The organism is Methylobacterium sp. OAE515, from assembly GCF_041806315.1.
Taxonomy (GTDB): domain Bacteria; phylum Pseudomonadota; class Alphaproteobacteria; order Rhizobiales; family Beijerinckiaceae; genus Methylobacterium; species Methylobacterium tardum.
In genome coordinates this window covers 5,022,526-5,048,358 of the sequence record NZ_JBGMUV010000001.1, presented here as the reverse complement: position 1 = coordinate 5,048,358, position 25,833 = coordinate 5,022,526, and the positions used below count along the sequence as shown (strand labels likewise).

The following is a 25,833-nucleotide window of genomic DNA, read 5'->3' as shown; positions in this document are numbered from 1 at the left end:
CCGCGTTCATGACGCATAGGCCTCGATCAGGTTGCGCAGGAACCGCTCGCCCTGGCCGAAGGCGTCGAGGGTGATGAACTCGTCGGGCTGGTGGGCCTGCGCGATGTCGCCCGGCCCGCAGACCACGGTCGGGATCCCTGCGGCCTGGAACTGCCCGGCCTCGGTCGCATAGGGAACCGCGATGGTGCGGTTGCGCCCGGCCAGCCGCAGGCAGAGCCGCTCGGCCTCGGATCCCGGCTCGGGGGCGAGGCCAGGAATGTCGACCTCCTCCAGGGTCTCGATCCGCCCGAACGCGCCGTAGCGGTTGAGGCGCTCGCGCGTCACCCGCTCGACCTCCGCCGCGAAGAGCCGCGGGATCTCGGCCGGGTCGAGGTCCGGCAGGCCGCGATACTCCCAGTGGAAACGGCACTCCTTGGCCAGGATGTTCCGGGCGGTGCCGCCGTGGATCGTCCCGACATGGACCGTGGTCGAGGCCGGGTCGAACCGCCCCGACGGGTCGCCGCGCTCGATCATCAGATCGGCGATCCGGTTCAGGCCGGCGACGAGCTCGCAGGCCGCCGTCACGGCGTTCGCCCCGAGGGCGGGCCGCGCCGAATGGGCCTCATGCCCGTGGACGGTGGTGAGGCAGGTGACGATGCTCTTGTGCGCGTCCGCCACCTCCATGCCGGTGGGCTCGCCGACGATCACGGCGCCCGGCCGTGGCAGGTCGGCCCCGAAGCGGGCGATCGCGTCGATGGAGCCCAGGCAGGTCGTCTCCTCGTCGTAGGAGAGCAGGATGTGGATCGGCCGCTTCAGGTCGGCAGCCAGCATGTCGGGCACCAGCGCGAGCGCCAGGGCGTCGAAGCCCTTCATGTCGACGGCGCCCCGCCCGTAGGCCCGGCCGTCGGCGACACGCAGCGTGAACGGGTCGCCGGTCCAGGCCTGCCCCGCAACCGGCACCACGTCGGTATGACCGGACAGGACGACGCCGCCATCGACCACCGGGCCGATGGTCGCGAGAACGGCCGCCTTGTCGCCTGCGGCGTTCGGCAGGCGCAGGTACGGAACGCCCCAGCCATCCAGGTAGCCGCAGACGGACTCGATCAGCGCCAGATTGGACTTGTCGCTCTCCGTGTCGAAGGACACGAGGCGGGCCAGCATGTCGAGCGTGCTCAGCCGCTCGCCGGTCGCAGGCATGGATTCCTCCGGAGCGGGGCCCCGGGCCGGGGCCTCAGTGCAGGCTGCGGCGGACGTGCGGGCTGTCGAGGGAGAAGGCGGGGATCTCCGCCTCGAAGCTCTCACCGGCCACCGTCGCCATGGTGTAGCTGCCGGCCATCAACCCGTCGGGCGTGTTGAGCGGGCAGCCACTCGTGTAGCAGAAGGTCTCGCCCGGCTCCAGCACCGGCTGCTTGCCGACGACTCCGGTGCCGCGCACCTCCTGGCAGGCACCGTGCCCGTCGATGATGCGCCAGTGGCGGGAGCGCAGCTGCACCTGTTCGCTGCCGTTATTTACGATCTCGACCGTATAAGCGAAGAAATACCGGCTCTCGTTCGGCGAGGATTCCTCCTCGACGAAGCGGGACTGGACCGTCACGCTGATTCCCCGAGTCTCGGCCTTGTACATCGCCCTAATAGGCCTTTCTTCGGACGGTTCGATTCGCTGAAGCCGAACGGAACGCGCTTCACCCGGGGGTGGTAGTTGGCGCCGGAATCCCCGTCAATCGCGGTGGACTACCTCGCGGGACGCCGATCCGCCTCGCAGGCTCCGCCGCGCACGGGCCGCGGGGTGCGGCACGATGAGGCGCGGCGCGGGTTAAGCCCGCATTAGCCAGTCCCGGCGGAAAACGGGCGAGGGACGCGGACCTGCCGGGGCGCGCGAAGGAGTCAGGCGCGATGAACGCGGGCGCACGCAGAGGAGCCGCCGATTCGGGCGTGAAAGGCAGCGCCGGGATCCTGCCGGCCCAGGCGATCGCCGAACTCGCTGCGGCGGGCGGCATCCGCACCGCGCGCGCCTTCGCGGTCGATCAGATCCAGCCGGCAAGCCTCGATCTGCGCCTCGGCGACAAGGCCTACCGCGTCCGCACGAGCTTCCTGCCTGGGTCGGGTCGCACGGTCCAGGCCTGCGTCGAGCGGCTGTCGCTCCACGCGATCGATCTGCGCCCCGGCGCGGTCCTGGAAACGGGCTGCGTCTACATCGCCGAATTGCAGGAAGGCCTGGCGCTTCCGGCCGACCTCGCGGCCGCGGCGAACCCGAAGAGCTCGACCGGGCGCATCGACGTGTTCACCCGGGTGATTACCGACCGGGGTGAGGCCTTCGACCAGGTCGAGCCCGGCTACACCGGCCCGCTCTACGCGGAGATCTCGCCGCGCACCTTCCCGGTCCTGGTCCGCACCGGCTCGCGCCTGTCGCAGATCCGCTTTCGCCGCGGCGCGCCGCGCCTGACGGAAGCCGAGCTCGGCCTGCTCCACGCCCGCTCGGCGCTGGTCGATGCGGGCAGCCCGTCCTTCCAGGGCGGCGTCGCGGTCTCGGTCGACCTGTCCGGATTCGACGGGCTCGTCGGGTATCGCGCCAAGCGCCACACCGGCCTCGTCGACGTGGACGCCCCCGGGCGCCACCGGGCCGCGGATTTCTGGGAGCCGCTCGCCGCCGACGGCTCGGGCAGTCTGATCCTCGATCCGGGCCAGTTCTACATCCTGGCCTCGAAGGAGTCGGTGCAGGTCCCGCCCGACCACGCCGCCGAGATGGTGCCGTTCGATCCGCTGGTGGGCGAGTTCCGGGTTCACTACGCCGGCTTCTTCGATCCGGGCTTCGGCTATGCTGGGGCCGGGGGCGAGGGTGCCCGCGCCGTGCTGGAGGTCCGCTCGCGCGACGTGCCGTTCCTGCTGGAGGATGGCCAGATCGTCGGCCGCCTCGTCTACGAGCGGATGCTCGACCTGCCGGAAACCCTCTACGGGGCAGGGGCCGGCTCGAACTACCAGGCCCAGGGCCTCAAGCTCTCGAAGCACTTCGTCCTGTAGGCGGGGTGCGGATCCACCGACGGGAGCCTCGATCGCATGGATGCGGTGGACCGAAAGATCCTGGACATCCTCCAGCAGGACGCGACGCTCCCGGTGGCGGAACTCGCCGAGCGGGTCGGCGTCAGCGCGGCCCCGTGCTGGCGCCGGGTGAAGAAGCTGGAAGCGTCCGGCGTCATCCGCCGCCGGGTGGCGCTGGTCGATCGCCGCAAGGTCAACGTGCCGACGACGGTCTTCGTGGCCGTGAAGGCGCCCCGCCACGCCGCCGACTGGTCCGACGCCTTCCGGCGGGTCGTCGCCGGTTTCCCCGAGATCGTCGAGGCGTGGCGCCTGACCGGCGAGATCGATTACCTGCTGCGCATCGTCGTGCCCGACATCGAGGCCTACGACGCGGTCTATCAGCGCCTGATCGCCAAGCTCGAGTTCTCGAACCTGTCCTCCTCCATCGCCATGGAAGAGATGAAGTACACGACGGCGGTCCCGACGATCTACGTGGCGTAGGCGGAGACGGGCTCGCCCCGATCTGGCGCTCGCACGGTGGGACCCGCGGCCGTCACCCCGCCGCGACCGCGTAGGTGCGGTGGATCGACGAGGCCTGCACCCGGTGGTCGTACCCGTAGACGTGGATCGACACGGCCGCCTCGGGCCCGTCATTGGCGATCCGGTGCAGGTTCGGGCCGGACGGCATCATGCAGGCCACGAAGCCGGGCGTGCGGACCGCGTCCCGGGTCGCCACGGCATGCGTATCGCTGATCGCGCGGTACCAAGTCTCGCGGAGGTTTCCGCGGAGCAGGCCGAAGCAGCACGAGCAATGATGGTCGTGAACCGGCGTAATGGCCCCGGGTGCCCAGACCATTGCCCAGACACTCAACGCCTCGGTGCCGAACAGCAAGTTGCGCGAGAGGCCTTCGCCGTGCGCCGTCAGCCGCGACGGGTCGAGCAGCTCCGGCCGGGCCAGGAGGCGCAGAAGGGTCGCGCGGGCCGAGGCGAGATAGGCGTCCGGTGTGCGGCGGGCCGAGACGGCAAGATCGGCCATCATCGCCGCTACTTCGGCCGAGACGGTTGGCTGCGTCATCACCACGCTCCGAGCACGTTTTGAGGCTGCGCGGAGCGTAGCGCACAGGGACCGCCACGCGTTTGCGAAGTTCGCCGCCATTCCGCTCGCCGGCGCAATCTGATTGCGCATGAGAGGCGAAAAGCGAAATCGGCTGCCGAGGGTCCAATAATTCGCGAAACGATGGCTTCGACCGCCGGCCGCGGGTGCGGCGGCGCTCGTCATCGGCGCTCAGTCACAGGATAGAATGGGCCGCACCGCGGGCTCAGGAGCTGGCGACGGACCGCTCGAAGGCGCGCACCAAGTCGATGTCGAGCTTGCCTTCCATACCGTAGAGGATCTCCATCGCCTTCGCGGACGGCATGGGCGCCCGGTAGGGGCGGCGCTCCACAAGGGCCGCGTAGACGTCGCAGACGGTGATCAGGCGGACGATGTCGCGGATGGCCTCGCCTTTCAGCCCGTCCGGGTAGCCCGAGCCGTCCAGCATCTCGTGATGGTGGCGCACCACCGTGAGGACGGTCTCGTCGAACCCGCCGGCCTTGACCAGGATCTCGTGGCCGAGGGCCGCGTGCTCGCGCATCACCGCGCGCTCGCCAGGATCGAGGGGCCCGGGCTTGTTCAGGATCGACAGGGGGATCTTGGCCTTGCCGACGTCGTGGACCAGGGCGGCGCGGACGAGGTGCTCGCGATCCGCCGTCGAGAATCCGAGGTCGATCGCGAAGGTAGCCGCGAGGCCCGCAACCAGCAGGCAGTGCTGGTAGGTCGCGTCGTCATAGGCGCGCACGGTCTCGAGCCAGGCTTTGAGGCCGCCGGTGCCGATCGCCCCGAGGATCGGCTCCAGGGTGGCGTCGATGACGGCCGCGTCGACGGTGCCGTGGTCCCGCGCCGAGTCGAGCAGGTTGGCGATGGCGGCGCTCGCTCGGCCGGCGGCCTGGACGACGACCGGGCTGCCCGTCACGGGCCGGCTCGGCGTCTGCGGCGCCGCGGGCCGGAGTTGCGTCTGCAGCGCCTCGACCACCGTGGCGACCGGCGTATCCATCGGCAGGCACAGCCGCCCGCCGAGGTTGCGCGCCACCGACAGGCTGCGCTGGCCCATGCTGCGCATCAGGAAGACGCGGGGGAGCCCAGGGTTCGCCGCGATGAGGTTCCGCAGACCGGTGAGCGGCGAGGGCAGCAGGTCGAAGTCGATGACCACGCCAACGCATGGGCCCGGCGGTGGCGGCTCGGAGGCGCTGATCACCGTGCAGGGGGCGATCTGCGCGAGCGCGTGCAGCAGATCGGCGCGGCTGTCCGGCTGGTCGGTGTAGAGGACGAGCGTGCCCGCGCGCATCTGGGTCTTGGCGAGGAAGGACACCGCCGGGTTCGGCCGGGGCATCGGGTTCCGTGTGTTAGCACACGGATCTTGCCAGAGCTTTACGGGCGACGCGCGTCAGCCGGCAGCCGCCGCGTCGAGGAGCCACGCCACCTGGCCTGCGCTGGTCACACGGCCCGCGGGGAGATCCGCGCCCGCGGCGAGGCGGGCGAGCGGCGCCCGCTTGCCGGCACCGGTCACGAGGAACAGCACGTGCCGGGACGAGGCGAGCGCCGTGAAGGTGAGGGTGATCCGCGGCACGAACGGCGCCAGCCCGGCCTCCGGCACGGGCGCGACGAGCCGCGCGGTCTCATCCACGGCCGGCTTGCCGGGAAACAGCGAGGCGGTGTGGCCGTCCTCGCCGAGACCGAGGAGCACGAGGTCGAAGAGCGGCCGTGCGGGGTCGAGACTGTCGGCTCCGTAGAAGTCCAGCAGCGCGCGCTCATAGGCCCAGGCGCCGGTCTCCGCGCCTTCATCCGACGGGATGAAGTGCAGGTGGGTCGGCGGGATCGAAGCGCCGCGACCGAACGCCTCGCGGACCATCCGGACGTTGCTGCGCGCGTCGTCCCACGGGACAACTCGGTCGTCGCCGAAGAACCAGTGGACCCGCTCCCACGGCACCCGTGTCGCGTAGTCCGGGCCGGCGAGCAGCCCGTAGAGCACCTTGGGCGTCGAGCCGCCCGACAGGCAGATCGCGATCCGCTCGGACCGGCTCTCGCCGCAGGCCACGATCAGCCGCTCGGCCGCCTCGCGGGCGACGGCCTCGGGATCCTTCAGGACATGGGTGCCGGCGGGAAGGCTCATGGAACGCCCCTACTTCTTCGGCTCCTGGTGGCCGCCGAAGCCCTTGCGCATCGCCGAGAGGAGCTTGTCGGCGTAGCTCTCGTGCTCGCGGGAGCGGAACCGCCGGTACAGAGCCGCGGACAGCACGGTGGCCGGCACGCTCTCCTCGATAGCGGCATTAATGGTCCAGCGCCCTTCGCCGGAATCCTCCACGTAGCCGGAGAAATCCGTGAGCTGCTCGTCGCCCGCCAGCGCCTGGGCGGTGAGGTCAAGGAGCCATGAGGAGACGACGCTGCCGCGCCGCCAGACCTCGGCGATGTCGCCCATGTTGAGGTCGAAGCGGCGCTCGGCCGGCAGCGCCTCGGAATTGGCGTGGCGGAGGATGTCGAACCCCTCCGCGTAGGCCTGCATCAGGCCGTACTCGATGCCGTTATGGACCATCTTTACGAAATGGCCGGCGCCGGTCGGCCCGGCATGGATGTAGCCCTGCTCGGCGCGTGGGTCGCGGCCGTCGCGGTTCGGGGTCTTGGGAATGTCGCCGATGCCCGGCGCCAGGGTCTTGAAGATCGGGTCGAGGCGGTCGACCGTCGCGGTGTCGCCGCCGATCATCATGCAGTAGCCGCGCTCCAGCCCCCAGACGCCGCCCGAGGTGCCGACATCGACGTAGTGCTGGCCCTTCTCCTTCAGGGCGAGGCCGCGGCGGACGTCGTCGCCGTAGAAGGAGTTGCCGCCGTCGATGATGCAGTCACCGGACTGCATCAGGCCCGAGAGGGTCTGGACCGCCTCCTCGGTGATCGCGCCCGCCGGCAGCATCACCCAGGCCGCGCGCGGCACCTCCAGCTTGGAGACCAGATCCTCCAGGCTCGACGCGCCGACCGCTCCAGCCTCGACCAGGGCGGCGACCGCGGACGGGTTCTGGTCGAACACGACGGCCGTGTGCCCGTCCCGCAGGAGGCGCCGGACGATGTTGCCGCCCATCCGGCCGAGGCCGATCATGCCGAGTTGCATCTTCGATCTCCTCAGATGTCCCCTCCCGCTTGCGGGCAGGGTCAGGGGTGGGCGTGTTTCAGGGTCGCGTGGCGCAGAGACTCCTGCACCACCCTCTCAGTCATCCCGGGGCCGCGCAGCGGCGCCCGGGATCCAGAGCCGCCGTTGCGCTCAGACCTTGCGCCACAGGCGGTTCTGGATTGCCCGCCTCCGGCGTTCCCCGTCGGGTCCGGGCTCGGCTTCGGCGCCCCGGAATGACAGCGGAAGTCATCACCGTGCGAGGAGATGAATTTTCCAACCTTTGTAGCCCGTAGCCGCAGGCGAGCGGAGTGGGGCGGACCTACGCCACCGCCGCCTTCAGCGCCGCCGCGATGCGCTTCAGGCCGGCCTCGAGATCGCCCTTGATGTGGACCCGCAGCGCGCGCCGGCCGCGCTCGGCGAGCACCGCGAAATCGCCCCGCGCCTGCGCGGCCACCACGGTGGCGAAACCGAGCTTGCGGCCGGGAATCGGCAGGTCCTGCGTCGGATCGGCGGTGATCTGGAGGAACACCCCGGTATCCGGGCCGCCCTTGTAGGCTTGGCCGGTGGAGTGCAGGAACCGAGGCCCGAATTCCAGGCAGGTCGCCACCTTCCGCGCATCGCGCACCGCGATCCGCGCCTCCTGCAGGATGCCGGCCGTCGCGGCGTTGCGCGGCACGTAGGCGAGCAGGCCCAGATAATCGCCGTCCTTGAGCCGGGCGAGCTGTGCCTTGAGGGCGGGTTCCAGGCCTTCGGCCGCCTGCTTCAACCCGTCCGCATTCTGCGGGTCGGCGTAGAGCGCGATCGCGTCGTCTGAGAAGAGCGGCGTCTCCGAGGGGAGGGCGCCGCTCGCCTCGGCCTCCGCGAACAGCTTCTTGGTCTCGACCTTGCTGGCCTCAACATCCGGCTGGTCGAACGGGTTGATGCCGATCACCGCGCCCGCAACCGCGGTCGCCATCTCCAGGCGATAGAATTCCTGGGGCAGCTGCTCGATCCGGTCGAGGGTGATGCGGGCGATCGGGTGGCCGTCCCGCTCCAGGGCGCGCAGGGCTTCGTCCTGCGCCGCCTCCGCCTGGCCGTCGAGGCGCAGGTAGATGAAGAACCGGTCGCGGCCGTAGACCGCCGGAACATCGACCGGCTCCCCGTCCACCGGCACGAGGCCCTTGCCCTGCTTGCCGGTCGACTCTGCGATGAGCTGCTCGGCCCAGGCACCGAAGCTGTCGAGGGCCGGCGAGGCAATGATCGTGACCTTGTCGCGCCCGGCCAGAGCGGCCGCGCCGATGGCGGTCCCGAGCAGCACGCCCGGATTCACGGCCGGAGGCACTGCCGGGCCGCAGGAGCGGACCATGATGCGGGCGGTCTCGAGCAGCGCCTTGACGTCGAGGCCCATGGCGGCCGCCGGCACGAGGCCGAAGGCCGAGAGCACCGAGTAGCGCCCGCCGATCTGCTTCACCCCGTAGAAGATCTTCTTGAAGTGGTCGGCCTTGGCGGCGCGCTCCATGTCGGAGCCGGGATCGGTCACCGCCACGAAGTGTTCCCCGGCCTTCTCGCCGAGCACGTCCTTAGCGCGAGCCAGGAAGTAATCGCGAAACACGTTGGGCTCCAACGTCGAGCCGGACTTCGACGAGACGATGAACAGGGTCTTGGCCAGATCGATGCTCGCCTCCAGGGCGCGCACCTGATCCGGGTGGGTCGAGTCGAGGATCTGCAGCTTCGGGAAGCCCTCGCGCGGGCCGTAGGTCAGGCTCAGCACCTCCGGGCCGAGGCTCGACCCGCCCATGCCCAGCACCACCGCGTCGGTGAAGCCTTCGGCCTTCACCCACTCGGAGAAGGCAGCGTAGTCGGCGGCCTTCTCCAGTTCCTCCTCGACGATGTGCAGCCAGCCAAGCCAGTTCGCCTCGTCGTGGCCGGACCAGACCGAGGCGTCCCCCGCCCAGAGCCGGCGGATCGAACCGCTGGCGCGCCAGGATTCGACGGTCTTCTTGGCATCGGCCGCGAGGGTGTCGTCCATCGCGAGGGTCTGGCCGTCGAGGCGCTGGCCGAGCAGGGCCGCGCGCTTGCCGGCCACCGCGCCGAGCAGGTTGTCGGCCGCGTCGATGAAGAGCTGCACGCCCTCGCGCACCAGCTGCTCGGCGACCTTCTCGATGTCGATGCCGGTCCGCGCGAGCCGGGCCATCACGGCCTCGGCGCCGGGCACGTCTTCCTCGATGGTTGCCCGCACCACGCCATGGTCGCGGAACGCGTCCATGGTGGCGGGCGGCATGGTGTTGACGGTGTTCGGGCCGATCAGCTCCTCGACGTACAGGACGTCGGAATAGGCCTTGTTCTTCACGCCCGTGGAGGCCCAGAGCAGCCGCTGCGCCTTGGCGCCCTTCTCGGCCAGAGCGCTCCACTTGGACTCGGCGAAGATCCGCTTGTAGCGCTGGTAGGCGAGCTTGGCGTTGGCGATCGCCACCTTACCCTTGAGCTGCTCCAGGGCGATCTTCTCGTCGGGGTCGTTGGCCTCCGCGATCTTCTCGTCGAGGAGCTTGTCGACCAGCACGTCGATGCGGCTGATGAAGAAGCTCGCCACGCTGGCGATCCGCGAGACGTCGTGGCCGGCCTTCGCGCGCGCGTCGAGGCCGTCGATGAAGGCGCGGGCCACGGCCTCGTAGGCCTCCTGCGAGAACAGCAGGGTGACGTTGATCGAGATGCCCTCGCTGGTTAGCTGCCGGATCGCCGGGATGCCCTGCGGGGTGGCCGGCACCTTGACCATCAGGTTGTCGCGGGAGACCGCCTTGTGCAGGCGCCGCGCCTCCGCGAGGGTCTCCTCGGTGTCGAGGGCGAGGTAGGGCGAGACCTCCAGGCTGACGTAGCCGTCGGCGCCGTCGCTCGCCTCGTAGACCGGGCGCAGCACGTCGGCGGCCGCCTGGATGTCGGCGATGGCGAGGCCTTCGTAGAGGTCGATGACGCGGCTGTCGCCGGTCGCCTGCACGGATTTCAGGCTGTCGTCGTACTCGTCCGAGTGGCCGATCGCCTTCTCGAAGATCGACGGGTTGGAGGTGACACCCCGCAGGCCGTCGCGCTCCACGAGCTGCTTCAGCTCGCCTTTCGCGACGAAGCCGCGGGCCACGAAGTCGAGCCAGACCGCCTGATCCTGTTCGTCGTGCAGGGCCTTGAGCGCGTTCATGTCGATTCCTCGTCTCGCGTACCGCGTCCCGGACCCGGAACGCGCTCTCCTCCCCCATGTGGGGAAGAGTTTGGGGATCGAAGATCCCGCGTGGAGGTGGCGCAAGAACGAGCGCATCGGTGCCTTCCGCACCACCCCCACCTCTAGCCCCGCCCCACTAAGGGGAGGGGGAAAGCCGTTGAGCTACTTCCTGTGCTTGGCCACCTGCGCCTTGGCGGCCTCCAGGACCTTCTCGGGAGTAAAGCCGAACTTGGTCTGGAGATCCTTGATCGGCGCCGAGGCGCCGAAGGTGTGCATGCCGATGATCGCGCCCTCGGAGCCGGCGTAGCGATCCCAGCCGATGACGCTGCCCTGCTCGACGGCGACCCGCGCCTTCACGGCGGGCGGCAGCACCGAGTCGCGGTAGGCCGCATCCTGCCGCTCGAACAGCTCCCAGGACGGCATCGACACCACCCGGGCCTTCACGCCCTCGGCCTTCAGCGCCTCGTAGGCGCCGACGCAGAGCTGCACCTCGGAGCCCGAGCCCAGCAGGATGACGTCGGGCGTGCCCTCGGAATCGGCCAGCACGTAGCCGCCCTTGGCGGTGCCCGAGGCCGCACCGTACTTGGTGCGGTCGAGGGTCGGCAGCGGCTGGCGCGACAGCGCGAGCACCGCCGGCTGGTTTCGTAGCGAGAAGATCACCCGGTAGGCCTCGGCGACCTCGTTGGCGTCAGCCGGACGCAGGGTCACGAGGCCAGGGATGCAGCGCAGCGACAGGAGCTGCTCCACCGGCTGGTGGGTCGGCCCGTCCTCGCCCACGCCGATCGAGTCGTGGGTGAAGATGTGGAAGACCGGCAGCTCCATGAGGGAGGCGAGCCGGATCGGCGGGCGCATGTAGTCGGCAAAGACCAGGAAGGTCGCGCCGTAGGCCCGCAGGCCGGAAAGGCCCAAGCCGTTCACGACCGAGCCCATGGCGTGCTCGCGGACGCCGAAATGCAGGTTGCGGCCGCCCGGCGAGAACGGACCGAACGAGCCCGCGCCCTCGAAGGTCAGGTTCGACTTGTTGGACGGCGCCAGATCCGCCGAGCCGCCGAGGAGGAACGGCACGTGCTGGGCGATCGCGTTCAGCACCTTGCCGGAGGATTCGCGGGTGGCGAGGCCCTTGGCGTCCGGCTCGAAGACCGGGATGTCCTTGTCCCAGCCCTTCGGCAGGCGGCCCTCCAGGAAGGCGTTCAGGTCCTCGGCGTGAGCAGCGTCGGCTTCCTTGGCCTTGGTGAGCAGGCCCCGCCACGCGTCGTAGAGAGCCGCACCGCGCTTGCCGATGCCGTCCCGGAAATTCTCCTGCACGCCGTCCGGCACGAGGAACTGGGCGTCCTCCGGCCAGCCGTAGGCGCGCTTGGCGCCCTTGACCTCGTCCTCGCCGAGGGCGTCGGAGTGGGCCTTGGAGGTGCCCTGCTTCTTGGGCGCGCCGTAGCCGATCACCGACTTGACGATGATCAGCGTCGGCCGGTCGTTGGTGGCGAGGAACGTCTCGATCGAGCCCGCCAGCGCGTGCACGTCGTTGGCGTCGGCGACGCGCAGCACCTGCCAGCCGTAGGCCAGGAACCGGGTCGCCACCTCCTCGCCGAAGGCAAGTTCCGTATGGCCCTCGATGGTGACGGTGTTGTCGTCGTAGATCCAGCAGAGGTTGGCGAGCCGCAGGTGGCCGGCGAGCGAGGCGGCCTCCGAGGCGACGCCCTCCATCAGGTCGCCGTCCGAGCAGACCGCGTAGACGTTGTAGTCGAACAGCGGCAGGTTCGGCCGGTTGAGGTGCTGGCCGAGGAAGCGGCTGCCCATCGCCATGCCCACCGAGTTGGCGACACCCTGGCCGAGCGGGCCGGTGGTGGTCTCGACGCCGGTGGTGAAGTGGTACTCCGGGTGGCCGGGCGTCCGGCTGTCGAGCTGGCGGAACTTCTTGATGTCCTCCAGCGCCACCGCCGGGCTGTTGCCGCCGTCGCTCTCGGCGACACCCGCGAGGTGCAGCAGCCCGTAGAGCAACATCGAGGCGTGGCCGCAGGACAGCACGAACCGGTCGCGGTTCGGCCAGTGCGGATGCGCCGGATCGTAGCGCAGGTAGCGGTTCCACAGAGTATAGGCGACCGGCGCCAGAGCCATGGGCGCGCCCGCATGACCGGAATTGGCCTTCTGCACCGCGTCGATCGCCAGCGTGCGGATCGTGTTGATGCTGAGCGTATCGATCTCAGCCAGGGCCGCCTTGGCGGGAGTGTCAGCACCGCTCATGATTTCACGTCTTCCAGTTCGCCTCGCGCATTCCGCTTCGCGGCTTCGCGCTGCCGCAGGACGGCGGGAGGAGCTCCGTTGGCCTTACCACCCTGCCGATCCGCCGGCCCTTCGCCGCGCGTATAGCTGAGGAGCGTGTTGACGAGCGCGACGTGGGTGAATGCCTGAGGGTAATTACCCACAAGGCGTTTGGCTTGCACGTCATATTCCTCGCTGACGAGACCCAGTTCGTTGCAGATGCCGATCAGGCGCTCGATGATCGCCCGCGCCTCGTCCCGCCGACCGAGGCCGATCAGATTGTCGGCGTACCAGAAGGTGCAGGGCAGGAACGCGCCCTCGTTGCCCGACAGGCCGTCGGTGGTCTGCCCCTCGGTCTCGTAGCGGAGGATGAAGCCGTCCCGCATCAAGCCCCGGCCGATCGCCTCCACGGTGCCGATCACCCGCGGATCGTGCTGCGGCAGGAACCCCGTATGGGCGATCAGCAGCAGGCTCGCGTCGAGCGCCTTCGATCCGTAGGACTGGACGAAGCTGTTGAGCTCGGGATCGAAGCCCTTCTCGCAGACTTCGGCGTGGATCTCGTCACGGACAGCGCGCCAACGCTGGGCATGTTCCTCGGTGGCGCCGGATTCGTGCATCTCGTGCATGCGCAGGGCCCGGTCGAAGGCCACCCAGGCCATCACCTTCGAGTGGGTGAAATGGCGCGGGCCACCGCGCACCTCCCAGATCCCCTCGTCGGGTTGGCGCCAGGCCTTCTCGAGATGGCCCAGGATCGCCAGACCGACCCGCAGCCCGTCCTTGCTGACCGGCAGACCGCGGGCATGGGCCTGATAGAGCGCGTCGAACAGCTCGCCGTAGACGTCGAGCTGGAACTGGCTGGCGGCCGCGTTTCCGATCCGCACGGGCTTCGAGTTCTCGTAGCCGGGCAGCCAGTCGAGCTCGATCTCGGGTAGCAGCCGCTCGCCGCCGATGCCGTACAGGATGTGCGCCTGCTCGGGGTTTCCGGCCACCGCCCGCTGCAGCCAGTCGAGCCAGTTGCGGGCCTCGTCGATGTAGCCGCCGTCCATCAGGGCGATCAGCGTCAGCGTCGAGTCGCGCAGCCAGCAGAACCGGTAATCCCAGTTGCGCTCGCCGCCGAGGCCCTCGGGCAGGGAGGCGGTCGGCGCCGCCACGATGCCGCCGGTGGGCTCGTAGATCAGGGCCTTCAGCGTCAGCAGGGAGCGCTGCAGCATCCGGTCCCAGGCCGTTCCTCCGGCGCAGCGGCTGGACCACGTCCGCCAGTGCTGATCCGTCGCGTCGAGGGCCCGGCGCGGCTCGATCGCCACCGGGTCGTTCTCGTGGGACGGGCCGTAGCTCAGGACGAACCGGTGCTTCTCGCCGGCATGGACGGTGAACTCGGCGACCGTGGTCTGCGCCGCCGAGCCTTTCAGATGGACGTCGGTGCGCAGCACGACCTTGTGGGGTCCCGAGACGGCCCGCAGGTCCCCGAGTTCCGAGCGGGACACCCAGGGCACCGCCGAGCCGTAATCGAAGCGGACCGCCATCTCCATCCGCATGGCGACGCGCCCGTGCACGCCCTCGACGAGCCGGACGAGGTGCGATCCGTCGCCGATCGGCATGAAGTCGGTGACCAGAACCTCGCCCTGGCGGGTGACGTGCCGCGTCTCCAGCACGAGGCTCCCCGGGCGATAGGCCCACCGGGTCTCGACCTGCTCGGCTTCGGGGAAGATCTTCCAGAAGCCGTGCGCCTCGGTCCCGAGCAGGCTGGTGAACAGGGCCGCCGCGTCGAAGCGCGGCCAGCACAGCCAGTCGATGCTGCCCTGCCGGCTGACCAGCGCGGCGCTGCGGCAATCGCCGATCAGCGCGTAATCTTCGATGCGTGCAGCCATCCGGCCCTGGCTCCGGTCTGCGGACGTCTGCCCGAACCGTCCGCTGCAACGCACCTAGGACGGCGGATCGGGAGGTCCAGGGGAGCCGTGAACGGCCGGGCGCTACATCAGGACGGTGGCGCAGCTCAGTCCCAGGCCTGCTCAAGGCGCGTCGCCATGACGGGGAGGGCCGTCCGCGACCGCTGCTCGCTTCGACCGATTCGCGGAAGCCGTCCGCCGCTCAGCGGAGGCAGTCGGCCACCACCAGGGAGACGGACCCTTTCACCGCGGCAGCACCGGTGCGCACGAGATCCGCGGCATCACCGACGACCCGCGCGGCAGGCGCCAGGGTCTCGGCCACTGTCGCGACGAACGGCAGGGCCGGCTCCGGGACCGAACCCTCCCCGCCCGGCTCCGCAGCCTCCGCGTGAGCGGCGGCGAACGGATCGACGGACCGTTGCGGGACCTCCGGGCACCGGCGGCCAGGGCAGGAGCGGCGGTTCGCGGCGAGACGCGGCGACAGCCGCGCCGGCGTTCCCGCATGAACTGCTGCGGCCTTCGCGGCCGAACCGTCGAGCGGGTAAGCCTCCGCGAAGGCCATCGAGGCCGGCAGACGACCGGGCACCGGGACGATTGCGGCCGTCCGCGCGAAATCCGTCGGAGAGGGAGCCGCCCTGGCTGGGGCGGCAATCGACTCGGTCGTGAGGGGATCGAGTTCCGACATCACCGCCTGAGAGACGGGCGGAGCCGGGTTCGACGACGGACAATAGAGCGAGGCCACGCCCAGAACGGCCACGACGGCCAGCGTCGGCAGGAACGGCATCGAGACACGGCCGGTGCCGGTTTCCGTCAGGGCGGGCTGATCTGGCCTGCGCATCCGAATCACCGATCTCCATGACCGCTTCACGAGCTCCAACAGCGGCCAGCATTGCGGCGGAAGCTGGACCATTTCTTTTCGCGACGATTGCAGACCGTTGCGGCGCGGCAGGGCTTCCCCCAAGGCCGACGACTCGCGCTGTCGTTTTCGGACGCCGCAGACGGGCCCGGAGCCAGGCAATCCAGGATCGAGATCGTGCAGAGGCGTGGCGCCTCGGCGTGTCTGGATCCCGCGCTCCGCTGCGCAACTCCAGGATGACAGAGCTGATATCGCCTCAACCAGGTCTCCGATTCAGGACGGGATGCCTCTCCACGGGGCTTTCCGCCACTGCATCCGGAGGGCACAGAGCTTGCTTAGCTTGGGCAGCCCGGACCGGGCTGCCCCGCCCAGACGACCCGCCCCGAACCGGGCTCCAATGACCGAAACCAACCTCACCGTCGCCGTGATCGACCCGAGCCGCGCCCGCGCGGCGATCCTGGAGGAAGGACTGCGCGCGGCCGGCGTCGGCCGCGTCGTTGTCATCCCCGACACCGCGGAGTTGCTGGAGCGCGTCACCGCGCTGAAGCCCGACGTGGTGGTGATCCATCTGGAGAGCCCGAGCCGGGACATCCTAGAGCAGATGTCGGGGGTGTCGCGGCAGGTCGAGCGGCCGGTGGCGATGTTCGTCGACCGCTCGGACACCACCATGATGCAGGCCGCCGTGGATGCGGGGATCTCGGCCTACGTGGTGGACGGGCTGCGGGCCGAACGGATCAAATCGATCCTCGACATCGCGATCCTGCGCTTCAACGCCTTCGCGCGGCTCCAGCGCGAACTCTCGGAAGCGCGGGGCGAACTCGCCGATCGCAAGCTGATCGAAAGGGCCAAGGGCATCCTGATGAACCTGAAGGGACTCAGCGAGGAGGAGGCGTACAAGCAGCTGCGCCGCAAGGCCATGAACGAGAAGCGCAAGATCGCCGACATCGCCCGGGCGATCGTCACCACGGCGGACCTGCTCGGATGAGGCTCCAGCTCGGCTACGTCCCGCTCTGCGACGCCGCACCCCTCATCGCCGCGCACGAGCTCGGCTTTGCCCGGGCCGAGGGGCTCGACCTCGACCTCACGGCCGAGCCGTCCTGGGCGACCCTGCGCGACCGGCTGGCGCTGGGGCACCTCGACGGCGCCCACATGCTGGCGCCGCTGGCGCTCGCCAGCCGACTCGCCCTGTCGGGGCCGCCCTCCGACCTGATCGTGCCGCTGCAGCTCAGCGTCAACGGCAACGCCATCACCCTGTCGTGCGGCCTCTGGGCGGCGATGGATCCGGCGAGCGAGGAGCCGACGGACGTCGCCCGCGCCTTCGCGCGGGCCGCGGAGGAGCGGGCCCGAGCCGGCCGGCCCCTCACGCTGGGCACCGTCCATCCGTTCTCGTGCCACAGCTACCAGCTGCGGCTGTTCGCCGAGGCCGGCGGGCTCGACCCGGCGACATTCCGCACCGTGGTCGTCCCGCCCCAATACAGTGTCGAAACCCTGGCGCGCGGCCTCGTCGACGGATTCTGCGCCGGTGCTCCGTGGAACGACGTGGCGGTCGCGGCCGGGCACGGGCGCATCGCCGTGCAGGGCGGCGCGCTCGCGCCCGACGCCCCCGAGAAGGTCCTGGCCGTGTCGGAGCGGCTCGACGGTGCGATCCTGCCGCTGGTGCGGGCGGTAGCGCGCGCCGGCCGCTGGTGCGGCGATCCGGAGAACCGCGCCGAGCTGATCCACCGCCTCGCGCGCCGCGGCTATCTCGACCTCGACGCGGCTCTGTTGGGACGGGCTTTCGCGGGCGATCCAAACGCGCGATCGGGGCCCGGCCTGTTCCTGCGCTTCGGCGCCTCCGTCGAGGAGCCGCGCCTCGAAGACGCCGAGTGGCTGATGGCGCAGATGCGCGCCGCGCAGCAGGTCAGATCGGGCGCCCTCGAAGGGTCCGCCGCGACGGTTTACAGGCCCGACCTCTACCGGGCCGCGGCGTCGGATCTTTGAGGCCGGAGACAGACAAACAGGTTCGTCATTTTCGTGTGACGGCGGGCCCGCAAATGCTGGAACGTCGGGCGGAGTTGCCCGTTGTGTCTCCGCCATGCCCGGATGCCGCAAGCTCGATACTGGATCGTCGTCGTCGCATCCGCAAATGCGGGTCGAGCTTCGACGCTACGTTTGCCGGGGCGCCAAGCCGCCCCGAGCGTGTAACGACAACCGCCGTCCCGGTATCGGCCACGCGTGGTACTGGGTTCTGGCAGCCGGCGTGATGCCGACGCTGGGCCTGCTGGCGATGCTGTCCTCGCTGATCTGAAGCCGCCTGACCGGCCGGGCGATCCCTCACCCCAGTAGCGGGTGATGCGGGATTCGGCCCGTATAGTCTGGGCCGCCGTCAAGCCGCCAAGGCCTGTGCTGGCAACGTGTGCGAGGGCGCCCGAGCCACGGCGGAGTCCGGGCCGTGACGCGCATCCCGAACCGCATCCCAAGCTCGTAGCCTGCCGATTGGGCCGCCGCGCGCCTGTTTTTTGTGCAGCGCATCGTGCAGAGCCGCGCCGCATCCATCCGCAGCAGTGATCGAATTTTTCTCCGTACCCTGAGGGGTTTGGCGGGGTCGATCCCGCTTGGCACGAAGCCTGCTTGCTTCTCGATGTCCGTCAACGGCGACGGACAGCGCCGTCAGCGAGGCCGCTGATCCGGTTCTCCTGAGGCAGCCCCCTGCCGAGAGACGACCGGCAGCGGCTTTTTCGTGGCGGTCCGCCAACGATCCTGCATCCGGGGTTCCAACACGCGATCGAGCGATGGCGACATCTCCTACGCACACCCGCGTTCCTGATACGGGCGCCGAACCCGGTCCACCGCGCGAGAGGCTCGTCGTGGTCGGCAACGGCATGGCGTCCTTGCGCTTTCTGGAGCGCCTGACCGAGGGCTCCCCCGGCCGCTACGACGTGACCTGCATCGGCGCCGAGCCGACTGCCGCCTACAACCGGGTCCTGCTCTCCTCGCTGCTCGGAGGCGAGGTCGACGAGGCGGCCTGCGCGTTCCGCAACCTCGACTGGTACGTAGCTCACGGCATTCGCCTGATCACCGGCGCGCCGGTGACGCGGATCGACCGGGAGAGCGGGCTGGTGATCGTGGGCGAGACCCACGTCCTCCCGTTCGACAAGCTGGTGCTCGCGGTCGGATCCCTTCCCATCCGCCTGCCGAAGCCCGGCATGGACCTTCCCGGCGTCATCACCTTCCGCGACCTCGCCGACGTCGCGGCGATCCGGAAGGCCGCCGTCCAACACGCCCGCGCCATCGTCATCGGCGGCGGCTTGCTGGGCCTTGAGGCCGCCGTCGGGCTCGCGCGCCTCGGGGTCGACACGACCCTGCTCCACGTCATGGACCGGCTGATGGAGCGCCAGCTCGATCACCACGCCGCCGGGCTGGTGAAGCGCGCCATGGAGGCGCGCGGCGTGCGGGTCATCCTCAAGGCCGACACCGATCGGATCGAGGGGGATGGCCGCGTCGAGCGCCTCGTCCTGGCCGACGGTACCGTTCTCCCGGCCGATCTGGTGGTGATGTCCGTTGGCGTGCGCCCCTCGGTGGCGCTGGCGCAGGCGGCCGGGCTGACGATCGGCCGCGGCATCGCGGTCGACGACCGGATGACGACCTCGGATCCGCGCATCTTCGCGCTGGGCGAGTGTGCCGAGCACCGCGGCCAGATCTACGGCCTCGTCGAGCCCGCCTATGAGCACGCCGAGACGCTGGCCCGCCATCTCGCCGGTCATCCGGCCGAGTACCGGGGGACGGCTCTGTCCACGAGCCTGAAGGTGTCGGGCCTGCCGGTCTTCTCGGCCGGGATCGTGGATACGCCCGACGATGCCGAGGCGATCGTGCTCTCCGATCCCGGTGCCGGTCTCTACCGCAAACTGCTCGTGCGCGAGGGCCGGCTGATCGGCGCGGTGTTCGTCGGCGACATCGCCGAGCAGGGCGCCTGCAAGGGCCTGATCCGCTCCGGCGATCCGATCGAGAGCGTGGACGACTTGATGTTCGGGCGCCCCGTGCCCGAGCCGCTCGCTGCTTGAGGAGGCGCGGATGTCCGAGACCACCACCCAGGGCGCCGCGGGCGCGTTCGAGGCCGAGCAGAAGCGCTACCTCGAAGGCTTCGCTTCCGGCATCGCCGCCGTCCGGCTGACCGGCGGCCTCGCCACGGGCGGGGCTGGCGCGGCAGCACCGCCGGCCGAGCCCACCGGCCCGGACGCGATCCACATCAAGGCGCAGGACCGGACCGTCAAGGATGGCGGCAAGCTCTGCGAGCAGGAGAAATGGAAGCGCGCCGAGAATCCGTTCGACGGCCACAACCGCCTGATCCAGGAGGCCGCCGCCGGTAAGCAGCCGAAGCCGGAGGACAATTTCCGCTGGCGCTACCACGGGATGTTCTGGGTCGCGCCGAACCAAGTCTCGTACATGTGCCGGATGCGGATCCCGAACGGGATCCTGCACCATTGGCAGTTCGCGGGCGTCGCCGACCTCGCCGACCAGCATGGCGGCGGCTACGTCCACGTGACCACCCGGGCGAACCTGCAGGTGCGGGAGATCAGCCCCGAGCACGCCCAGCCCTTCCTCGACGGGCTGACCGATATCGGGCTGACCGCCCAGGGCGCGGGGGCCGACAACATCCGCAACGTCACCGGCTCGTCCACCGCCGGCATCGACGCGCAGGAGCTCTTGGACACGCGCCCGCTCGCCAAGTCCTGGCACAACTGGATCCTGAACGACCGCTCGCTCTACGGCCTGCCGCGGAAGTTCAACGTCGCCTTCGACGGCAGCGGCGTGATGCCGACGCTCGAGGAGACCAACGACATCGGCTTCCAGGCCGTGGAGGTGCTGGACGGCGCCGCCGTGCCGCCGGGGATCTACATGCGCCTCGTCCTCGGCGGCATCTCGGGCCACCGCGACCTCGCCCGCGACACCGGCATCGTGCTGAAGCCAGAGCTGTGCAACGCCGTGGCGGATGCGATCATCCGGGTGTTCATCGAGAACGGCGACCGGACCAACCGCAACAAGAGCCGGATGAAGTACGTCCTCGACGCCTGGGGCTTCGACAAGTACCTCGCCGCCGTCGAGGACAAGCTCGGCCGCAAGCTCGACCGGGTCGCGCCGGAGCACGTCGCGCCGCGCAAGGCCACCGACCGCTTCGCCCATGTCGGCGTTCACGCCCAGAAGCAGCCGGGTCTCAATTGGATCGGCGTGGTCCTGCCGGTCGGCAAGATGACCAGCGATCAGGTGCGGGCGCTCGCCAAGATCGCGGCCGAGTGCGGCGACGGCCAGATCCGCCTCACCGTCTGGCAGAACTTCATCTTTTCGGGCGTGCCGGAGTCCAAGGTGGCGGAAGTCGAAGCCCGCGTGGACGCGCTCGGCCTGACTACGAAGGCGGCGGGCATCCGCTCCGGCCTCGTGGCCTGCACCGGTGCCCGCGGCTGCAAGTTCGCGGCCTCCGACACCAAGGGTCACGCCCTGATCATCGCCGACCACATCGAGCAGGCGCTGCCGAACCTCGACGTGCCGGTGAACGTCCACCTCACCGGCTGCCACCACAGCTGCGCCCAGCACTACATCGGCGATATCGGGCTGATCGGCGCCAAGGTCGTCGTCTCGGAGGAGGGCGACACCGTCGAGGGCTACGACGTCGTGGTCGGCGGCGGCTTCGCCGAGAACCCGAAGATCGGCACCGAGATCTGGAAGTCCGTCAAAGCCGAGGATGCGCCGTCCCGCGTCGAGGCGCTGCTGCGCGCCTACCTCGCCCTGCGACAGGGGCCTGAGGAAAGCTTCCAGGCCTTCACCAGCCGTACCGGCGCGGAGGCGCTCCGCGACGCCGCCGAGGACCAGCCCGCCCTGAAGGCCGCCGCATGACCCAGCACGTCTCGCCCCCCCTCGTCCTGATCCCCGAGACCGCGCCCTTCAACGATGACCAGCGCGCCTGGCTCTCGGGCTACTTCGCGGCCTTGCTCGGCCCCTCCGTTGCGGGTGCCACGGCGCTGGCCCCCGGCGATGCACCCGCGACCGGCCCGAAGCTCGCCGACAACGACGATGCGCCCTGGCACGACCCCTCCGTGCCGATCGGCGACCGGATGGCAATGGCCAAGGACCGTCCCGAGCCGCAGAAGCTGATGGCCGCCATGGCCCAGCAGGATTGCGGCCAGTGCGGCTACAACTGCGCCGACTACGCCAACGCGATCTTCCTGAAGAACGAAGCGCGCCTGAACCTTTGCCAGCCCGGCGGCAAAGAGACCCTGCGCATGCTCAAGAAGCTGGACGAGGAATTCGGAGCCGTCGGAGGCGCCCCTGCCGCGCCAAAGGCGGACGACGCCCCGAAGGCGGCCGATCTCGGTCCGCTGGGCTATTGCCGCGAGAACCCGGTCGAGGCGCTGTTCCTGTCCCGCCGCCGCCTCAACGATCCGGGCGGCGAGAAGGAGACGTGGCACATCGAGATCGGGCTGGACGGCACGCCGATCCAGTACGCGGTCGGCGACTCCCTCGGCCTGTTCCCTGCCAACGCCCCGGCGCTGGTGGACGCGGTGATCGCGGAGCTCGGCGCCCGCCCCGAGCGGGTGATCGGGGAAAAAACCCTGCGCGAGCACCTGCTGATCAACTACGCGCTCGGCGCGGCGCCGGACAACCTCTACCAGCTCCTATCGCTGCTCACCTCGGGCGCGGCGCGCAAGAAGGCGCAGGCGCTCGCCTCCGGCGAGGATCCGGACGGCGACGCCGCCTATCTCGACGTACTCGGCGCGCTGCACAAGTTCCCCGGTGCGCGGCCCGACGCCGAGGTCTTCCTCGAAGCCCTCGATGAGCTGCAGCCGCGGCTCTACTCGATCTCGTCCTCGCCGAAGATGGATGCCGGCCGCGTGTCGCTGACCGTGGACGCGGTGCGCTACAACCACCGCTCGCGGCTGCGGCTGGGCGTCGCCTCCACCCACCTGGGCGAGCGCCTGCCGGAGCAGACCAAGGTGAAGGTCTATCTTCAGAAGGCGCACGGCTTCGGGCTGCCGGCTGACCTGTCGAAGGACGTGATCATGTGCGGCCCCGGCACCGGCATCGCGCCGTTCCGGGCCTTCCTGCGCGAGCGCGCCGCCACGCAGGCGCCCGGCCGCAACTGGCTGTTCTACGGCCACCAGCGGCAGGCCAGCGACTTCTTCTACAAGGACGAGCTGAACCAGTTGAAGGACGACAAGGTGCTCACCCGCCTGTCCCTGGCCTGGTCCCGGGACGGCACGGAGAAGACCTACGTCCAGGACCGGATGCGCGAGAACGGCGCCGAGCTGTGGAAGTGGCTCGAGGGCGGCGCGCATTTCTACGTCTGCGGCGATGCCAAGCGCATGGCCAAGGACGTCGAGCGGGCGATCATCGACGTGGCGGCGCAGTTCGGCGGCAAGAGCCCGGAGGACGCGGTGGCATATCTCGCGGCGCTCAAGAAGGCCGGCCGGTATCAGGCCGACGTGTACTGAACCGCGACGTGCTCTCCTTCCCCTTGTGGGGAGGAGCCGGAGGTGGGGGTGGCGCAGGATGGGGCTCGGGCGGTGCCTTCTGCACCACCCCCATCCCTAGCCCCTCCCCACAAAAGGGAGGGGAAGTGGCGGCGCGAAGCTTGCTCCAGCCCGGAACGACCCTTCGAGGATTCGAGCCATGACCCAGCCAGTGGCGGCGCCGACGGTTCGGACCACCTGCCCCTATTGCGGGGTCGGGTGCGGCGTGCTCGCGACCCCGGACGGGCAGGGCGGAGCCACGATCGCGGGCGACACCGAACACCCGGCCAATTTCGGCCGCCTGTGCTCGAAGGGCTCGGCGCTGGGCGAGACCCTGTCGCTGGAGAACCGCCTGCTCCACCCGCAGGTCGACGGCGCCCAGGTCTCGTGGGACGCGGCGCTCGACACGGTCGCGGGCAAGCTCCGCGCGGTGGCGGACGAGCACGGGCCGGACGCGATCGCCTTCTACCTCTCGGGCCAGCTCCTCACCGAGGATTACTATGTCGCCAACAAGCTCGCGAAGGGCTTCATCGGCACGCCGCACGTGGACACCAATTCGCGGCTGTGCATGTCGAGTGCGGTCGCGGCCCACCGCCGGGCCTTCGGCTCCGACACGGTCCCGGGCTGCTACGAGGATCTCGACGAGGCCGACCTGATCGTGCTGGTCGGCTCCAACACGGCCTGGTGCCACCCGATCCTGTTCCGCCGCATGGCCGACGCCAAGGAGCGCCGCGGCACCAAGTTCGTGGTCATCGACCCGCGCCGGACTCAGACCGCGCAGGAATCCGACCTGTTCCTCGGCATCCGGCCGGGCACCGACACCGCCCTGTTCTCGGGCCTACTCGTCTACCTGTCCGACAACGGTTTTCGCGACCGCGCCTTCATCGATGCCCATACGGCCGGGCTCGACGGCGCCCTCGACCGCGCCCGCCAGATCGCGCCGGATCTCGCGGCGGTCGCCGCGGTCACCGGCGTGCCGGAGGCCGACATCGCGGCCTTCTACGCCCTGTTCGCCGGCACGCGCCGGGTGGTCACGGCCTTCTCGCAGGGGGTGAATCAGTCGGCGCAGGGCACCGACAAGGGCAACAGCATCATCAACTGTCACCTGATCACCGGCCGCATCGGCGAGACCGGGATGGGGCCGTTCTCCCTGACCGGACAGCCCAACGCGATGGGCGGGCGCGAGGTTGGGGGACTGGCCAACATGCTGGCCGCCCACATGCATTTCACCCCCGAGGAGGTGGACCGGGTGCGACGCTACTGGGGCGCCCCGCGGATCATCACCGGCGAGGGCATGAAGGCGGTGGCGCTCTACGAGGCGATCGCCCGGGGCAAGATCAAGGCCCTCTGGGTGATGGGCACCAACCCGCTGGTCTCGATGCCGCGGGCCGACGCGATTCGCGAGTCGCTCGCCGGCCTCGATCTCTACGTGGTGTCCGAGGCGGTGTCGGATTCCGACACCGCCCGGGGCCGGGCCAGGACCACCGTGCTGCTGCCCGCTCAGGCATGGGGCGAGAAGGACGGCACTGTCACAAACTCCGAGCGCCGGATCTCGCGCCAGCGCCGCTTCCTGAAGAGCCCCGGCGAAGCGAGGCCCGACTGGGCGGTGCTGGCCGATGTAGGTCGCCGGCTCGGGCACGGCCGGGCCTTCGCGTTCGACTCCGCCGCGGCGATCTTCCGCGAGCATGCCGGGCTCTCGGCCTATGAGAACAACGGCACCCGCGACTTCGACCTCGGCGCACTCGCGGACATCGGCGACGCCGCCTACGACGCGACCCTGCCGGTGCAATGGCCGATCCCGAAGCGCTCCGGCTTCCGGGGCGCGCCGCAGGGCAAGGCGCGCCTGTTCGGCGACGGCCGGTTCTACACCTTCGACCGGCGCGCCCGCTTCGTGGCCGTGCAGCCGCCGGGCCTCGCCCAGTCGGTCTCGGAGGCGTTCCCCTTCGTGCTGAACACCGGTCGGGTGCGCGACCACTGGCACACGATGACCCGCACCGGGAAGAGCCAGCGCCTGTCGGCGCACCGGGCCGTTCCGTTCGTCGAGGTGCATCCGGACGACGCGGCGATCCAAGGGCTCACGGATGGCGGGATCGCCCGTCTGACCACCGAGCACGGCGAAGCCGAGCTGGAGGTGATGGTCACCGACACGGTGGTGCCGGGCAGCCTGTTCATGCCGATGCATTGGGGCGGCGCCTTCGCGTCGCAGGCTCGGGTCGGCGCGCTGGTGCGCGGCGTGCCGGACCCGGTGTCCGGACAACCCGAGCTGAAGGCGACCCCGGTCGCCATCGCGCCGGTCGCCTACCGGGCCAGGGGCTTCCTGCTGTCGCGGCAGCAGGTGGCGCTGCCCGACGGCTGGTGGTGGGCGCGGGCGGCGGTCACGGGCGGCTGGGGCCTGCAATTCGCCACTGAGGCGAGTTCCCGTGCCGTCGCGCTGATGATCCGCGGACTGATCCAGAGCGGCGCGCTCCCGGGCGGCGATCTGGCCGAGTATGCCGACCACGCCCGGGACCGCTACCGTTGCGCCGTCTACGACGGCTCCCGGCTCATTGCCTGTCTCGCCTACGGACCCACGGAGGCGCAGCCCGACTGGGAGGCGGCGAAAGCGCAGTTCGCCGCCGAGGAGCCGGAGGCCGCGGCGCGACGGGCGCTGCTCTCGGGCCGCGCGGCGACGGCCTCGGCGGGGCCGGTGGTCTGCGCCTGCCACGGCGTCGGCGCCGACGTGATCGCCGCGACCATCGCCGGGGGCGCCGGCTCCGTGGAGGCCGTGGGCGCCGCCTGCAAGGCCGGCACGAATTGCGGCTCCTGCATCCCTGAGATCCGCAAGATGCTGGTCGGGCAGACCGCCCGCGCCGCGTGATTTTCTGATACACTCACCGGAGAGGACGGACCGGGTGATCCCATCCGATCCCCTCATCCCGAGGCGCCCGCGTCGGCGGGCCTTGAAGGAGCCCTCCAGCCGGCCGCGCGATCCCTGGAG

At 70.2% G+C, this 25,833-nt stretch carries 19 protein-coding genes; 9 read left to right on the top strand and 10 right to left on the bottom strand.

Going from position 1 to position 25,833, the window contains the following annotated elements; translation table 11 throughout:
* Nucleotides 1-6: 6 nt before the first annotated feature.
* Nucleotides 7-1,176: an acetylornithine deacetylase gene (gene argE, locus ABIE45_RS24655; protein ID WP_192708943.1), complete on the bottom strand. Its 1,170-nt coding sequence runs from the start codon at nucleotides 1,174-1,176 to the stop codon at nucleotides 7-9.
* 34 nt (nucleotides 1,177-1,210) lie between these two features.
* Nucleotides 1,211-1,603: a Co2+/Mg2+ efflux protein ApaG gene (apaG, locus tag ABIE45_RS24650; RefSeq protein ID WP_192708942.1), complete on the bottom strand. Its 393-nt coding sequence runs from the start codon at nucleotides 1,601-1,603 to the stop codon at nucleotides 1,211-1,213.
* Nucleotides 1,604-1,872: 269 nt separating this feature from the next.
* Between apaG and ABIE45_RS24645 the strand changes: the two genes are divergently transcribed.
* Both ABIE45_RS24645 and ABIE45_RS24640 read left to right on the top strand, forming a co-directional pair.
* Nucleotides 1,873-2,997, top strand: a complete 1,125-nt coding sequence (locus ABIE45_RS24645) for a 2'-deoxycytidine 5'-triphosphate deaminase (RefSeq protein ID WP_192708941.1) — start codon at nucleotides 1,873-1,875, stop codon at nucleotides 2,995-2,997.
* Between the two features lie 36 nt (nucleotides 2,998-3,033).
* Nucleotides 3,034-3,495 (top strand): Lrp/AsnC family transcriptional regulator, encoded by a 462-nt coding sequence (locus ABIE45_RS24640; RefSeq protein WP_192708940.1) that lies wholly within the window; start codon nucleotides 3,034-3,036, stop codon nucleotides 3,493-3,495.
* Between the two features lie 52 nt (nucleotides 3,496-3,547).
* Here ABIE45_RS24640 and ABIE45_RS24635 read toward each other — a convergent pair whose 3' ends face one another.
* The 8 genes from ABIE45_RS24635 to ABIE45_RS24600 form a co-directional block, all read right to left on the bottom strand.
* Complete coding sequence (locus tag ABIE45_RS24635; RefSeq protein ID WP_192708939.1) at nucleotides 3,548-4,069, bottom strand: cysteine dioxygenase family protein; 522 nt, start codon at nucleotides 4,067-4,069, stop codon at nucleotides 3,548-3,550.
* Nucleotides 4,070-4,313: 244 nt separating this feature from the next.
* Entirely contained in the window at nucleotides 4,314-5,423 is a 1,110-nt protein-coding gene (locus ABIE45_RS24630) for an HD-GYP domain-containing protein (protein WP_373622609.1), read from the bottom strand.
* A 54-nt stretch (nucleotides 5,424-5,477) separates the two neighbouring features.
* Nucleotides 5,478-6,203 (bottom strand): 6-phosphogluconolactonase, encoded by a 726-nt coding sequence (gene pgl / locus ABIE45_RS24625; protein WP_192708938.1) that lies wholly within the window; start codon nucleotides 6,201-6,203, stop codon nucleotides 5,478-5,480.
* Nucleotides 6,204-6,212: 9 nt separating this feature from the next.
* Nucleotides 6,213-7,190, bottom strand: coding sequence for a phosphogluconate dehydrogenase (NAD(+)-dependent, decarboxylating) (gene gnd, locus ABIE45_RS24620; RefSeq protein WP_192708937.1), 978 nt, complete (start codon nucleotides 7,188-7,190; stop codon nucleotides 6,213-6,215).
* 319 nt (nucleotides 7,191-7,509) lie between these two features.
* On the bottom strand, nucleotides 7,510-10,356 hold the full coding sequence (locus ABIE45_RS24615; RefSeq protein WP_192708936.1) for a bifunctional transaldolase/phosoglucose isomerase: 2,847 nt from the start codon (nucleotides 10,354-10,356) through the stop codon (nucleotides 7,510-7,512).
* Between the two features lie 183 nt (nucleotides 10,357-10,539).
* Nucleotides 10,540-12,615: a transketolase gene (gene tkt / locus ABIE45_RS24610; RefSeq protein WP_192708935.1), complete on the bottom strand. Its 2,076-nt coding sequence runs from the start codon at nucleotides 12,613-12,615 to the stop codon at nucleotides 10,540-10,542.
* Complete coding sequence (locus ABIE45_RS24605) at nucleotides 12,612-14,501, bottom strand: glycoside hydrolase family 15 protein (protein ID WP_192708934.1); 1,890 nt, start codon at nucleotides 14,499-14,501, stop codon at nucleotides 12,612-12,614. The genes tkt and ABIE45_RS24605 overlap by 4 nt, the downstream gene beginning before the upstream one ends.
* Before the next feature lie 220 nt (nucleotides 14,502-14,721).
* Nucleotides 14,722-15,357, bottom strand: a complete 636-nt coding sequence (locus ABIE45_RS24600; protein WP_192708933.1) for a hypothetical protein — start codon at nucleotides 15,355-15,357, stop codon at nucleotides 14,722-14,724.
* Between the two features lie 415 nt (nucleotides 15,358-15,772).
* On the opposite strand from ABIE45_RS24600, the gene ABIE45_RS24595 reads away from it, so the two are divergent.
* From ABIE45_RS24595 to ABIE45_RS24565, 7 genes are all read left to right on the top strand, one after another.
* Nucleotides 15,773-16,360 carry an ANTAR domain-containing protein gene (locus ABIE45_RS24595; RefSeq protein WP_192708932.1) on the top strand — a complete coding sequence of 196 codons (588 nt, stop codon included), beginning with the start codon at nucleotides 15,773-15,775 and terminating at the stop codon, nucleotides 16,358-16,360.
* A complete protein-coding gene (locus tag ABIE45_RS24590; protein ID WP_192708931.1) occupies nucleotides 16,357-17,355 on the top strand; it encodes a CmpA/NrtA family ABC transporter substrate-binding protein in 999 nt (332 codons plus the stop codon). The genes ABIE45_RS24595 and ABIE45_RS24590 overlap by 4 nt, the downstream gene beginning before the upstream one ends.
* Before the next feature lie 145 nt (nucleotides 17,356-17,500).
* Nucleotides 17,501-17,662: a hypothetical protein gene (locus tag ABIE45_RS24585; protein WP_192708930.1), complete on the top strand. Its 162-nt coding sequence runs from the start codon at nucleotides 17,501-17,503 to the stop codon at nucleotides 17,660-17,662.
* Nucleotides 17,663-18,146: 484 nt separating this feature from the next.
* Nucleotides 18,147-19,415 carry an FAD-dependent oxidoreductase gene (locus ABIE45_RS24580; RefSeq protein ID WP_192708929.1) on the top strand — a complete coding sequence of 423 codons (1,269 nt, stop codon included), beginning with the start codon at nucleotides 18,147-18,149 and terminating at the stop codon, nucleotides 19,413-19,415.
* A 10-nt stretch (nucleotides 19,416-19,425) separates the two neighbouring features.
* Entirely contained in the window at nucleotides 19,426-21,243 is a 1,818-nt protein-coding gene (locus ABIE45_RS24575; RefSeq protein ID WP_192708928.1) for a NirA family protein, read from the top strand.
* A complete protein-coding gene (locus ABIE45_RS24570; protein WP_192708927.1) occupies nucleotides 21,240-22,838 on the top strand; it encodes a sulfite reductase subunit alpha in 1,599 nt (532 codons plus the stop codon). The genes ABIE45_RS24575 and ABIE45_RS24570 overlap by 4 nt, the downstream gene beginning before the upstream one ends.
* Nucleotides 22,839-23,016: 178 nt before the next feature.
* Nucleotides 23,017-25,713 (top strand): nitrate reductase, encoded by a 2,697-nt coding sequence (locus ABIE45_RS24565; protein WP_192708926.1) that lies wholly within the window; start codon nucleotides 23,017-23,019, stop codon nucleotides 25,711-25,713.
* Nucleotides 25,714-25,833: the final 120 nt, after the last annotated feature.

Coding starts and splice junctions, on each gene's coding strand:
- ABIE45_RS24600 (WP_192708933.1), bottom strand. CDS start 15,357: ATGCGCAGGCCAGATCAGCCCGCCCTGACGGAAACCGGCACCGGCCGT.
- argE (WP_192708943.1), bottom strand. CDS start 1,176: ATGCCTGCGACCGGCGAGCGGCTGAGCACGCTCGACATGCTGGCCCGC.
- ABIE45_RS24640 (WP_192708940.1), top strand. CDS start 3,034: ATGGATGCGGTGGACCGAAAGATCCTGGACATCCTCCAGCAGGACGCG.
- ABIE45_RS24570 (WP_192708927.1), top strand. CDS start 21,240: ATGACCCAGCACGTCTCGCCCCCCCTCGTCCTGATCCCCGAGACCGCG.
- ABIE45_RS24590 (WP_192708931.1), top strand. CDS start 16,357: ATGAGGCTCCAGCTCGGCTACGTCCCGCTCTGCGACGCCGCACCCCTC.
- pgl (WP_192708938.1), bottom strand. CDS start 6,203: ATGAGCCTTCCCGCCGGCACCCATGTCCTGAAGGATCCCGAGGCCGTC.
- ABIE45_RS24575 (WP_192708928.1), top strand. CDS start 19,426: ATGTCCGAGACCACCACCCAGGGCGCCGCGGGCGCGTTCGAGGCCGAG.
- ABIE45_RS24630 (WP_373622609.1), bottom strand. CDS start 5,423: ATGCCCCGGCCGAACCCGGCGGTGTCCTTCCTCGCCAAGACCCAGATG.
- ABIE45_RS24615 (WP_192708936.1), bottom strand. CDS start 10,356: ATGAACGCGCTCAAGGCCCTGCACGACGAACAGGATCAGGCGGTCTGG.
- tkt (WP_192708935.1), bottom strand. CDS start 12,615: ATGAGCGGTGCTGACACTCCCGCCAAGGCGGCCCTGGCTGAGATCGAT.
- ABIE45_RS24585 (WP_192708930.1), top strand. CDS start 17,501: ATGCGGGTCGAGCTTCGACGCTACGTTTGCCGGGGCGCCAAGCCGCCC.
- apaG (WP_192708942.1), bottom strand. CDS start 1,603: ATGTACAAGGCCGAGACTCGGGGAATCAGCGTGACGGTCCAGTCCCGC.
- ABIE45_RS24580 (WP_192708929.1), top strand. CDS start 18,147: ATGGCGACATCTCCTACGCACACCCGCGTTCCTGATACGGGCGCCGAA.
- gnd (WP_192708937.1), bottom strand. CDS start 7,190: ATGCAACTCGGCATGATCGGCCTCGGCCGGATGGGCGGCAACATCGTC.
- ABIE45_RS24595 (WP_192708932.1), top strand. CDS start 15,773: ATGACCGAAACCAACCTCACCGTCGCCGTGATCGACCCGAGCCGCGCC.
- ABIE45_RS24605 (WP_192708934.1), bottom strand. CDS start 14,501: ATGGCTGCACGCATCGAAGATTACGCGCTGATCGGCGATTGCCGCAGC.
- ABIE45_RS24645 (WP_192708941.1), top strand. CDS start 1,873: ATGAACGCGGGCGCACGCAGAGGAGCCGCCGATTCGGGCGTGAAAGGC.
- ABIE45_RS24565 (WP_192708926.1), top strand. CDS start 23,017: ATGACCCAGCCAGTGGCGGCGCCGACGGTTCGGACCACCTGCCCCTAT.
- ABIE45_RS24635 (WP_192708939.1), bottom strand. CDS start 4,069: ATGACGCAGCCAACCGTCTCGGCCGAAGTAGCGGCGATGATGGCCGAT.